We start from the raw sequence: 11,867 nt of genomic DNA, 5'->3' as shown, positions 1-11,867 counted from the left end.
TTTAGCGTGACCCATGCGTTTGGCAACCGGAACCGCGAAAGGATCACCATGCTGCGCATCCTGATGCTGGCGACCGCCCTGCTGCCGACCGGCACATATGCCGAACCGCGGCCTGCGACGGGGTTGCTGTCGAAACAATCACCCCTTCCCGCGACGATCCCCCTGCAGGTTCGAACGTCCAAGGGGCATGACTATGCGATCAGCCTGCAGGACGACAAAGGGTCACCCGTGATCAGCGGCTATCAGCGCGGGGGCGACTTTTTTCGTCTGCTGGTCCCACCGGGGCGGCATGACGTCACGATCACAGCGGGCCTGCCAAAGGACTGGCAGTCGGATCAGGGCTTCACCACGGGAATGAAAGCCTCCGTCGCAATGGACTTCGCCATACGCGCCAACCGGCGAGAGGGGCATCAGATCACGGCAAAGGTCGTGAACGGTGAACTGCGGCTTGGCGATCGGCGGGATCAGACCATCTGCCAGATCGCGGAATGGGACAGCATTCAGAAAGAGACGACCGAAGGCGGCATCCCGCTGCGCTATCTGGACCAAAGCCTGGATACGCGCAGCAGGTTCTGCGACTGATCACATCGAGAAGGACGTTCCGCAGCCGCAGCTGCTGGTCGCATTGGGGTTCTCGATGACAAAACGCGCGCCAATCAGCTCATCGCTGAAATCGATGACGGCACCGGCAAGGAAGGGCAAGGATACCGGATCGACGACGACGCGCTGGCCCTCGTTCTCCAGGATCAGGTCGTCATCCTCGGGCTGATCGAAGCGGATGTCGTATTGGAACCCCGAACACCCCCCACCCGACACGGCCACCCTCAGCGGCAGTGCATCGCGGTCGGCGTTGATCTGGGCAAGGCGCTGAAACGCGCGTTCTGTGACTTTCGGCGGCAGGTTCATGGGGCGTTCCCGTTTTCGTCCGTAGGGTTGGAATATAGGGTTTCCGACGAACACTCGCAAGGAAGGGCCCTGTCCCGTGACTGCACTAGCGCCTTATGCCTGCCAGCCCGCCGACAGTCGCGGGCGGCTTCACGCTGAAAAGCTGTCCACCTTCCGGTCGCCCTGGCAGCGCGACCGCGACCGGATCATCCATTCCAGCGGCTTCCGCCGGTTGAAGCACAAGACGCAGGTCTTCGTCGAACATGACGGAGACGCCTATCGCGGGGATTATTTTCGCACCCGCCTGACCCACACGATTGAGGTCGCGCAGGTCGCCCGCACCATAGCCGGCGCGCTTGGGCTGAACACCGACCTGGCCGAGACCGTCGCGCTGGCACATGACCTCGGCCACCCGCCCTTCGGCCATACCGGCGAAGACGCACTGGCGGAACTGATGGCACCTCATGGGGGCTTCGACCACAACGCGCAGGCGCTGCGGATCGTGACCAAGCTGGAGCGTCATTACGCCGATTTCGACGGGCTGAACCTGACATGGGAAAGCCTTGAAGGCATCGCCAAGCACAACGGTCCGATCACCGGCGATCTGCCCTATGCGCTGGCCGAAGTGAACGCACAGTGGGATCTGGAACTGCATACCAATGCCAGCGCCGAGGCGCAGGTCGCGGCCGTGGCCGATGACGTCGCCTACAACCACCACGACCTGCACGACGGGCTGCGCGCCGAGCTGTTCACCGAGGCCGAGCTTTCCGAATTGCCGATCATCGGTCCCGCCTTCGCCGAGGTCGACCAGCTCTATCCCAGCCTCGACCCGACCCGCCGCCGCTACGAGGCGCTGCGCCGTGTCTTCGGCGTCATGGTCGAGGATGTGATCGCCGTCGCCCAGAATCGCCTGACCGGACTTCAGCCGCAGTCAGTGGATGACATCCGCAACATGGACGGCCCGATCATCCGCTTTTCCAAGCCGGTCTATCAGAACATCAAGGCGATCAAGTCCTTCCTGTTCCAGCGCATGTATCGCGCCCCTTCCGTTGTGGTCGAGCGCAACAATGTCACGCGCATGCTGCACGACCTGTTCCCGCTGTTCCTGGACGATCCCTCGAAGCTGCCCGATCAATGGGGGCAGATGGCGCGGCAGATGGACGACCGGACGGAACGGGCGCGGCTGGTGCTGGACTATGTCTCGGGGATGACGGACCGCTATGCCATTGCGGAACACCAGCGCTTGATCGGACACGGTTGAACCATCCGGCAGGGGGCCGCGTTGACCGGGCGAAACGATGAACAAGGAAGGATCCTGTCATGATCAATCGTACCGGTTCTGCGAAATGGGAAGGCGGCCTGAAAGAGGGCAAAGGCCAGGTCTCGACCGAATCCGGCGCCCTGTCGGCCCAGCCTTATGGCTTCAACACCCGCTTCGAAGACAAGGCAGGCACCAACCCCGAGGAACTGATCGGCGCGGCCCATGCTTCCTGCTTCTCGATGGCACTGGCCATGATGCTGGAGCAGGAAGGCGTCACGGGCGTCAGCATCGAGACGACCTCGAAGATCTCGATGGACAAGGAGGGCGAGGGTTTCGCCGTCAAGAAGGCGCATCTGACCACCCAGATCACCGCCGATGCCGATGAGGCCAAGGTTCTGGAAGTCGCCGACAAGGCCAAGGAAGGCTGCCCCATCAGCAAGCTGCTGAATGCCGAGATTACGATGGACGCCAAGGTCGCCTGACCCCGCCCCATCCCAATGCTAAACGCCGGCGCGATTGCGCCGGCGTTTTCATGTCAGACCATCATTTCCTTGGTCGAGGTCAACTTCACGTCCGGATGGTCGCGCCCGACCCGGTCGATGTCCCACTGCAGGCGCGTCAGATAGACCAGATCGCCGTCGTGGTCATGGGCCAGATGGCCCTTGTTGCTTTCGGCGAACGCATCGACCTTGGCCTTCGGCCCCGCAACCCAACGGGCGCTGGTGAACTGCGACCCCTCGAAGCGGACGGGGATGCCGTATTCCAGCTCGATCCGGCTGGCCAGAACCTCGAACTGCAGGGCACCCACGACGCCGACGATGAAGCCCGAACCGATGGTGGGCTTGAAGACCTTGGCGGCCCCTTCCTCGGCGAATTGCATCAGCGCCTTCTCAAGGTGCTTGGCCTTCATCGGATCGGTCGCCCGCACCGATTGCAGCAGTTCCGGCGCAAATGACGGAATGCCGGTGAAGCGCAGCGCCTCGCCCTCGGTCAGGGCATCGCCGATGCGCAGCTGGCCGTGGTTCGGGATGCCGATGATGTCGCCGGCCCAGGCCTCCTCGGCCAGTTCGCGGTCGGCGGCCAGGAACAGCACCGGGTTCGAGATTGCCATCGGCTTCTTCGTCCGCACATGGGTCAGCTTCATTCCACGCTCGAAATGCCCCGAGGCCATGCGCACGAAGGCCACGCGGTCGCGGTGCTTGGGGTCCATGTTGGCCTGAACCTTGAATACGAAGCCCGTGACCGTGGTTTCCTCGGGCGCGATTTCGCGATCCGCGCTGTTCTGCGGCTGCGGAGGGGGACCGTATTCGCTGATCCCCTTCATCAGCTCCTGTACGCCAAAGCTGTTGATCGCGCTGCCGAACCAGATGGGCGTCATATGCCCTTCCAGAAAGGATTTGCGGTCAAAGGCGGGCAGCAGTTCGCGCGCCATCTCGACCTCTTCGCGCAGCTTGGCCAGCAGGTCGGCGGGCACGTGATCGGCCAGCTTGGGATCGTCCAGACCGTCGATGGCGATGGATTGCGCGACCTTGTTGCGGTCTGCGCGGTCCATCAGCTCCAACCGGTCATGCAGCATGTCGTAACAGCCGATGAATTCCCGCCCGACCCCGATGGGCCAGGATGCGGGGGCCACGTCGATGGCCAGGTTTTCCTGGATCTCGTCAATGATCTCGAAGGTGTCGCGGGATTCGCGGTCCATCTTGTTGCAGAAGGTCAGGATCGGCAGGTCGCGCAGGCGACAGACCTCGAACAGCTTGCGGGTCTGGCTCTCGACGCCCTTTGCGCCGTCGATCACCATGATCGCGGCGTCCACCGCCGTCAGCGTGCGATAGGTGTCCTCGGAAAAATCGCTGTGACCGGGCGTGTCGACCAGATTGAAGCGATGTCCGTCAAAATCGAACGACATTGCCGAAGCCGAGACCGAGATCCCGCGATCCTGTTCCATCTTCATGAAATCCGACCGCGTGCGCCGCGCCTCGCCCTTGGCACGCACCTGTCCGGCCATCTGGATGGCACCGCCATACAGTAGGAATTTCTCGGTCAGGGTGGTTTTGCCGGCATCCGGATGCGAGATGATCGCAAACGTCCGGCGGCGTGAAATCTCGGGCGGGAGTTCGGGGCGATTGGTCATGTTTGCGGCTTTATCGCGCAAAATTGGGCATGGCAATCGCCGTAATACTTGACCTTTAAGACAAGATTTGAATTTTCCGCATCCAAAACTTGAACGTTTGTGAGAATAACATGTTCATTCGTGTCGTTAACGAGGGAGCATGTGATGCATCAGTCAGTCCAACAATTGGCACATATGGTGTCCGCGCGCGGCATGGACTGGCTGCAACGCAAGATCCTTGCCCTGCCCGAAGCATGCGCCCCCGACCATCCCGACATGTCGGGCCTGGCCACGGCCGCCCGCATCGCGCCCATTCTGTCAGGTTTCCGCGGGCGCATCTCGCCCTTGGAAATCGTCGTCAAGCGGCGTGTGTCCGGCGACATGATCCGGCAGGCCGCGCAACGATGTCTGAATGGTGCACGCGATTTTCCGACACTGCAACTGTTCCAGGCCGGAAATTTCCTGACACCCGAAGATCCCCTGTGGCAGCTTGCCTGCCGCACCTTGGCCGAGGATGGCGAAACGCCCTTGGCCCGCCGACTGTGCGCCTGTCGCAATGACACGTTGGAATGCGTGGCCGAGGTGGCGCTGACCCGGCCCTTCAGGGACATGACCACCGATCAGGTAACGGCCTATGCCCATATCGTCCTGCTGAGCTATGACTTCAGAACGGGTCGCATTCGGGTTTCGGACAAGCGATCCGTCACCAGGATCTATGACAACCTGTGCCAGATGGCCGATTGGGCCTTGCAGGAACGCTGTACCTCTTCGGTTGCCTGGACGGCCTTCTGCCTGCGCCTGATCGATTCCGATCACGACATCACCGAGGCCATGGCCGAGTTGATGCAGTTCCAACGCAGCGACGGATCTTTTCCCGCCCGCCTGGTCGAAGGTGATGAGCGTCAGGAATTCTCCGATGGCGCCTATCCGACCCTGCTGGCCGTCTTGGCGCTGCACAGCGCGCTTTATCGCCGCTGGCGGGGGCCGCTGCCGGTGCCGACCCAGAGCAGGCCCCTGCACGCCGCGATCAGACAAGCGGCTGACGCCGCCATCGTGCAACTGGGTGAGGCTCGCCCAACGCTGGAGCAAGCCGTCATTCTTTCCCGCGCAACGGGCCGCGACTGGATCGCCCGTATCGGCGTACCGTTCCGGACCCTGTCGCCAAAGCGCTCTATTCACATCGCCACGCTGTGCTTCCGCGATCCGATATCCGCGCGACACGTGCGCAATCGCATCAGCCTGCGCGAGATGCCGGGGCTGAATGATATCGGTCAGGCCGAGGTCAACTGGCTGCAAGGCAGGCCCGTCGTCATCACTGACACGCTGCCCGAGGCGCTGCTGGCGCTGTGGATGCGGGCGGCAGACGCCGATGACGCCGATGCCTTCATGCATTGCACCCGACTGGCGGCACATTTCCATCTGTGCCCCCTGCCCTCGGCGATCGTCAGAATGGCCAACCGGCTTGCGGCTGCCACGATCGATCTTGACGTCGATGCGACGCTGGACGACAGGCTGCACCAGATCCAGCGGCTGAACATGATGGCCCAGATCTTCGAGCCTGCCGAAGAACTGGCGGCAGCCGCCTAGAACAACCCCTCGACCTGTCCTTCGGGGTCCAGGCCGATCACCTCGGCTGCGGGGTTTCGCGGCAGGCCGGGCATGGTCATCACCTGCCCGCAGATCGCGACGATGAAGCCTGCGCCCGCATTCAGCCGCACCTCGCGCACCGGAATGACGTGGCCTTCCGGCGCACCGCGCAGTTCCGGATCGGTCGAGAAACTGTATTGGGTCTTGGCGATGCAGATCGGCATATGCCCATGACCCGCGTCTTGCCACGCCTGCAGTTGTTCACGGACACCGGGGGCCGCTTCGGCGTGATCTGCATGATGGATCTGGGTGCAAATGGTCTGCACCTTGTCCCACAGCGGCATATCGTCGGGATAAAGCGGCGTGAAACCACCCTCGGCCTGATCGACGATCGCGACCACGGCATTGGCCAGATCCTCGGCCCCGGCGCCGCCTTCGGCCCAGTGGCGCGCCACGATGGCCTGCACGCCGCGCGCTGCGCAGTAGTCCTGCATGGCCGCAATCTCGGCCTGACTGTCACCGGCGAAGTGGTTCAGCGCTACGACCACCGGCACGCCGAAGCTGCGCAGATTGTCGATGTGACGGCCTAAGTTGGCGCAGCCACGGGTCACGGCGCCCACGTCTTCGGCACCCAGGTCCGCTTTTGCCACGCCGCCGTTCATCTTCAGCGCCCGCACCGTCGCCACCAGCACCACCGCCGAGGGTGCCAGCCCTGCCAGACGGCACTTGATGTTCATGAACTTCTCGGCGCCCAGATCGGCGCCGAAGCCAGCCTCGGTCACGACGTAATCCGACATCCGCAGCGCGGCCTTGGTGGCGATGACGCTGTTGCAGCCATGGGCGATATTGGCAAAGGGGCCGCCGTGCACCAGCGCCGGGTTGTTTTCCAAGGTCTGGACGAGGTTCGGCTGCAGCGCGTCCTTCAACAGCACCGTCATGGCACCGTCCGCCTTCAGATCACCCGCCGTCACGGGATTGCGGTCGTCGTCATAGGCCACGACGATCCGCCCCAGACGGTCCTGCAGATCTTCCAGATCGCGGGCTAGGCACAGGATCGCCATCACCTCCGAGGCCACGGTGATGTCGAAACCGGTCTGACGGGAATAGCCGTTCATCGGGCCGCCCAGACCCACGACCGTATCGCGCAACGCCCGGTCGTTCATGTCCACCACGCGCCGCCAGGTGATGCGGCGCGTGTCGATCCGCAGCGCGTTCCCCCAATAGACGTGGTTGTCGATCATCGCCGCCAGCAGGTTGTGGGCCGAGGTGATCGCATGGAAATCGCCGGTGAAATGAAGGTTCATATCCTCCATCGGGACGATCTGGGCATAGCCGCCGCCCGCAGCCCCGCCCTTCATGCCGAAGTTCGGGCCAAGGCTGGCCTCGCGGATGCAGATGATGGCACGCTTGCCGATGCGGTTCAGCGCATCGCCCAGGCCCACGGTGGTGGTGGTCTTGCCCTCGCCCGCGGGTGTCGGGTTGATGGCGGTCACAAGGATCAGCTTGCCCTGCTTACGTCCTTCAAGCCCTTTGATGGCATCATGGGTTATCTTGGCCTTGTCATGGCCATAGGGCAGGATCTGCTGTTCGCTCAGTCCCAGCTTGGCTGCGATCTGCGCGATCGGGCGCTTGACCGCGGCGCGGGCGATGTGAAGATCGGTCGTCATCTGTCTGATATTCCCGTTCTTTTCCTGACGGTAGCCCTCAGCGGACCACCATGACCGAGACGGGCGAATGCCGGACCACGGCATTGGCGTCGCGGCTGACAAGGATGCTGCGCAACTCGTCGGGCTGATGGCTGGCCATGACGATCAGATCGGCCTGATACTTGCGCGCGGACTTCAGGATCGTCTCGGCCACGTTGCCATGCCCGACATGGGTGCGGATGCGCGAGGGATCGTCGAAGTGGGCGTCAGCGAAGGCGTCCAACGCCTCTTTCATGGCCTGCAGGACGCCGGTCTCGTATCCCTTGGGCAGGAAGGTCGCCACCATCGAGCTGCCGAAGTCGTGGACGACGCCCAGAAGGTGGATGGTGCCGCTGTCCCCTGCCAGCCGCTTGGCGACCGGCAGGGCTTTTTCCCAGCTTTCAGGGTGCTGAAGATCGATGGGCAGCAGAATGTTGTCATGCATGGGCGTGATCCTTTCGCGGGGCCGGGTCCGACGGCAGACGCCGCCGTTGCGCCCAGACCACCAGCATCAGCAGCAGGAAGGAGGGGATATAGATCCAGTACTTCGACGGCGCCTGAACCGGGGCGTTGACCGACATGATGGTCTGATCCCAATCAAGACCTGCCTCTTGCGCAGGGCTGTCGAAGGCGACGTTGTCGATGATCACGCTGTCCCCGTCGGTGATCAGATCGATCCCTGCCGCGGCCAGGCGATCCTCGCCCGTGTCGCCCTCGGGGACCTCCAGCAGGGCCACGAATTCGACGGGGCTGCCGATTTCGTCCAGACCCGAGATGCGCAGCCGCAGGCCGTCGCCGACCTCGCTGTCCTCCAGCGCTTGCACGAATTCCGTCGCGGGGCGTTCCTGATAGGAGGGGAAGGCGTATTCCCAGAAGAAGCCGGGACGGAAGATGCTGAAGGCGATGACCAGCAGCAGCACGGTTTCCCAGATGCGGTTGCGGGCCAAGAACCAGCCTTGGGTCGCCGCCGCGAACAGCAGCATGGCAATGGTCGCCGTCACGAAGACGAAGATCCCGTGCAGGAAGTCCACGTTGATCAGCAGCAGGTCGGTGTTGAAGATGAACAGGAACGGCAGGGCCGCCGTGCGCAGGCTGTAGAAGAAGGCCACGACGCCGGTGCGGATGGGATCGCCCCCCGACACGGCGGCAGCGGCGAAGGACGCCAAGCCGACGGGCGGCGTCACGTCGGCCATGATGCCGAAGTAGAAGACGAACAGGTGCACCGCGATCAGCGGCACGATCAGCCCGTTTTGCTGGCCAAGGGTCACGATGACCGGCGCCAGCAGCGCCGAGACGACGATATAGTTCGCGGTCGTCGGCAGCCCCATCCCCAGGATCAGCGACAGCACCGCCGTCAGCCCAAGGATGGCCAGCAGATTGCCGCCCGACAGGACCTCGACCACATCGGCCAGGGCCGATCCGACGCCGGTCTGGCTGACCGCGCCCACGATGATGCCGGCGGTCGCCGTGGCGATGCCGATGCCGATCATGTTTCGCGCGCCTGAAATCATGCCGTCGACCAGGTCGTTGACCCCGGCACGGATGGCATGGCCGGTCGTGCTGTTTCCGGTGCGGTCGCTGCCGCGCAGCAGCACCATCAGCGGGCGCTGCGTGACCAGGATGAAGATCATGTAGGCCGTCGCCCAGAAGGCGGAAAGGCCGGGCGACAGGCGGTCCACCATCAGCGCCCAAACCAGCACCACGACCGGCAGGATGAAGTGCAGGCCAGACCGCACCGTCGGTCCCGGCAGGGGCAGTTCGGTCACCGGCGCGTTGGGATCATCGATCTCCAGCGGTTCCTCGCGCGACGCGACCCACAGCAGGCCGACATAGGCGGCGGTCAGCAGCGCGAAGACGATATAGGGCGACGCCTCGCCAAAGGCGGGACGGATCCAGCCCATACCATAATAGACCGCGATCGACAGCGCGCAGATGCCCGCGATGATGAAGGCGGCAGTCAGCAGACGGCGCAGGATCGGCGGCGGGGTATAGGAGCGTGCCAACCCCTCCATCCCGGCCTTCATGGCCTCAAGGTGGACGATATAGACCAGCGCGATATAGCTGATCGTGGCGGGCAGGAAGGCGTGGCGGACGACGTCGAAATAGGGGATGCCGACATATTCGACCATCAGGAAGGCCGCGGCCCCCATGACCGGCGGCATGATCTGGCCGTTGACGGATGATGCGACCTCGACGGCACCGGCCTTTTCGGAACTGAAGCCGACTTTCTTCATCAGCGGGATGGTGAAGGTGCCGGTGGTGACGACGTTGGCGATGGAGGAGCCCGAGATCAGGCCGGTCATCGCGCTGCTGACCACGGCCGCCTTGGCGGGACCGCCCCGCATGTGACCCATCAGCGAAAACGCCACCTGGATGAAGTAGTTGCCCGCCCCTGCCTTGTCCAACAGCGCGCCGAACAGCACGAAAAGGAAGACGAAGCTAGTCGAGACGCCAAGTGCGATGCCGAAGACGCCTTCGGTGGTGATCCACTGGTGGTTGGCGACCTCGGTCAGCGAATTGCCGCGATGCGCGATGATCGAGGGCATGTAGGGGCCGAGGAAGGTATAGACCAGGAAGACCGTCGCCACGATCATCAGCGCCGGCCCAAGGCTGCGGCGCGTCGCCTCCAGCAGCAGCAGGATGCCGACGACAGCCACCATCAGGTCCGGCGTGATCGGCGCACCGACCCGGCGGCCCAATTCGTCGCTGTAGACGAAGACATACATGGTGGCGACAACCGACAGGATCGCCAGCGCCCATTCCCACCACGGGATGCGGATCTTGGGGCTGCCCATCAGGACGGCCGCGACGACGCCCGCCGCCGCCATGCCGATGAACCAGACCGGCATGCTGGAGGGTGCGCCATAGATGAACAGGCCAGCCAGCAGCACGGGAACGGCGACACCCAGACCGATCTGGAATGGCGACTTTTCAGCGGGATAGGCCATGAAACCCAGAAACATCGCGAAGGCCAGATGGACGGCCCGCGCGTCGGTCGCGCTGATGATCCCGAAGTTCAGCATGAACGGCAGAGGCGAGGCGATCCACAGCTGGAACAGCGACCAGCAGAAGGCCACGACCAGAATGAACTTGCCGACGAAACCGGGGGGCGTCCGCGCGCCCGTGTCCGAGGAGGCGACCAGTTCGTCCAATTCGGCCTGCGACAGCTCTCCGCGGCCCGCTGCCTGCATCTCGACCGCGCTGGCCTGCTGCTGGCGCTTCTTGGTTTCGTCTTCGTCCATCCTGCCCCCTCGTCAATTCGTTGTTTCAATGGCTTCTTATTGAAAGGGCGGCCCCGAAGGACCGCCCCGTTCAGACCAGGATCACTCGACCCAGCCCTGTTCGCGGTAATACCGCTCGGCGCCCGGATGCAAGGGGGCGCTGTTGCCATCGGCAATCATTTCTTCCGGTTCGAGGTTGGCGAAGGCCGGGTGCAGGCCCTTAAAGCGGTCGAAGTTGTCGAAGACGGCCTTGACGACCTGATAGACGGTCTCCTCGGGGATGTCGGCCGAGGTCACGAAGGTCGCCTTCACGCCGAAGGTCTCGGTGTCCTCGTCGTTGCCCGCATACATGCCGCCGGGAATGGTGGCCTTGGCATAATAGGGGTTGTCCTCGACCAGCTTGTCGATGGCCGGGCCCGCGACGGTGACCAGCTTGGATTCGACCGTCGAGGTGGCTTCCTGGATCGAGCCGTTGGGATGGCCGACGGTATAGGTGATCGCATCGACCTGGTTGTCGCCCAGTGCCGCCGACTGTTCAGCCGGACGCAGTTCCGAGGACAGCGAGAAGTCGTCCATCGACATGCCCATTGCGTCCAGAACGATCTCCATCGTGCCGCGCGAGCCGGAACCCGGGTTGCCGACGTTGACGCGCTTGCCTTTCAGGTCCTCGAAGGTCTCGATTTCGCTGTCGGCACGGGCCACGACGGTGAAGGGCTCGGGGTGGACGGCAAAGACGGCGCGCAGCTTGTCGAAGGCATCGCCTTCGTAATCCGAGCTGCCGTTATAGGCGTGATACTGCCAGTCGGACTGGGCCACGCCCATCGTCATGTCGCCCGCCTTGATGGCGTTGATGTTGGCGATCGAGCCGCCGGTGGCGGGCGCGGTGCAGCGCAGGCCGGTTTCGGCGGTCTGGCGGTTGACCAGGCGGCAGATCGACTGGCCGACGACGTAATAGACGCCGGTCTGGCCGCCGGTGCCGATGGTGATGAACTGTTCCTGCTGGGCAAGCACCGGCGATGCGGACAACGCGAATGCGGCCCCCATCAGGATCGGTTTCATTTTGCTCATGCGGTTTCTCCCTTGGTTTTATGACGGGGCTGCCTTCCGGCTGCCCTCAT

General features: G+C 63.5%; 10 protein-coding genes. 4 read left to right on the top strand and 6 right to left on the bottom strand.

Going from position 1 to position 11,867, the window contains the following annotated elements; translation table 11 throughout:
- Positions 1-6: 6 nt before the first annotated feature.
- Complete coding sequence (locus DDE75_RS05780) at positions 7-582, top strand: peptidase associated/transthyretin-like domain-containing protein (protein WP_108501443.1); 576 nt, start codon at positions 7-9, stop codon at positions 580-582.
- Here the strand turns inward: DDE75_RS05780 and erpA are convergent, their stop codons facing one another.
- Positions 583-906, bottom strand: a complete 324-nt coding sequence (gene erpA / locus DDE75_RS05775; RefSeq protein WP_108501442.1) for an iron-sulfur cluster insertion protein ErpA — start codon at positions 904-906, stop codon at positions 583-585.
- 76 nt (positions 907-982) lie between these two features.
- Here erpA and DDE75_RS05770 point away from each other — a divergent pair, with 76 nt between their 5' ends.
- Together DDE75_RS05770 and DDE75_RS05765 are read left to right on the top strand one after the other, a co-directional pair.
- Complete coding sequence (locus DDE75_RS05770; RefSeq protein WP_108501441.1) at positions 983-2,146, top strand: deoxyguanosinetriphosphate triphosphohydrolase; 1,164 nt, start codon at positions 983-985, stop codon at positions 2,144-2,146.
- A gap of 59 nt (positions 2,147-2,205) precedes the next feature.
- The gene (locus tag DDE75_RS05765; protein WP_108501440.1) at positions 2,206-2,628 is read left to right on the top strand and encodes an OsmC family protein; all 423 of its coding nucleotides are present in this window, start codon (positions 2,206-2,208) and stop codon (positions 2,626-2,628) included.
- Positions 2,629-2,681: 53 nt separating this feature from the next.
- On the opposite strand, the gene DDE75_RS05760 is transcribed toward DDE75_RS05765, so the two are convergent.
- Entirely contained in the window at positions 2,682-4,277 is a 1,596-nt protein-coding gene (locus DDE75_RS05760; RefSeq protein WP_108501439.1) for a peptide chain release factor 3, read from the bottom strand.
- 144 nt (positions 4,278-4,421) lie between these two features.
- On the opposite strand from DDE75_RS05760, the gene DDE75_RS05755 reads away from it, so the two are divergent.
- Complete coding sequence (locus DDE75_RS05755; protein WP_162798920.1) at positions 4,422-5,843, top strand: hypothetical protein; 1,422 nt, start codon at positions 4,422-4,424, stop codon at positions 5,841-5,843.
- Here DDE75_RS05755 and DDE75_RS05750 read toward each other — a convergent pair.
- The 4 genes from DDE75_RS05750 to DDE75_RS05735 form a co-directional block, all read right to left on the bottom strand.
- Complete coding sequence (locus DDE75_RS05750) at positions 5,840-7,510, bottom strand: formate--tetrahydrofolate ligase (RefSeq protein ID WP_108501437.1); 1,671 nt, start codon at positions 7,508-7,510, stop codon at positions 5,840-5,842. The genes DDE75_RS05755 and DDE75_RS05750 overlap by 4 nt on opposite strands.
- Before the next feature lie 37 nt (positions 7,511-7,547).
- On the bottom strand, positions 7,548-7,973 hold the full coding sequence (locus tag DDE75_RS05745) for a universal stress protein (protein WP_108501436.1): 426 nt from the start codon (positions 7,971-7,973) through the stop codon (positions 7,548-7,550).
- Positions 7,966-10,770: a TRAP transporter permease gene (locus DDE75_RS05740; RefSeq protein WP_108501435.1), complete on the bottom strand. Its 2,805-nt coding sequence runs from the start codon at positions 10,768-10,770 to the stop codon at positions 7,966-7,968. Before DDE75_RS05740 ends, DDE75_RS05745 begins: the two co-directional genes overlap by 8 nt.
- Before the next feature lie 81 nt (positions 10,771-10,851).
- Entirely contained in the window at positions 10,852-11,808 is a 957-nt protein-coding gene (locus DDE75_RS05735; protein WP_108501434.1) for a TAXI family TRAP transporter solute-binding subunit, read from the bottom strand.
- Between the last annotated feature and the right edge of the window lie 59 nt (positions 11,809-11,867).

The sequence above is a fragment of the Paracoccus indicus genome (assembly GCF_003056335.1).
Taxonomy (GTDB): domain Bacteria; phylum Pseudomonadota; class Alphaproteobacteria; order Rhodobacterales; family Rhodobacteraceae; genus Paracoccus; species Paracoccus indicus.
The sequence above is the reverse complement of the archived record's forward strand: the minus strand, read 5'-3'. Positions and strand labels throughout refer to the sequence as shown.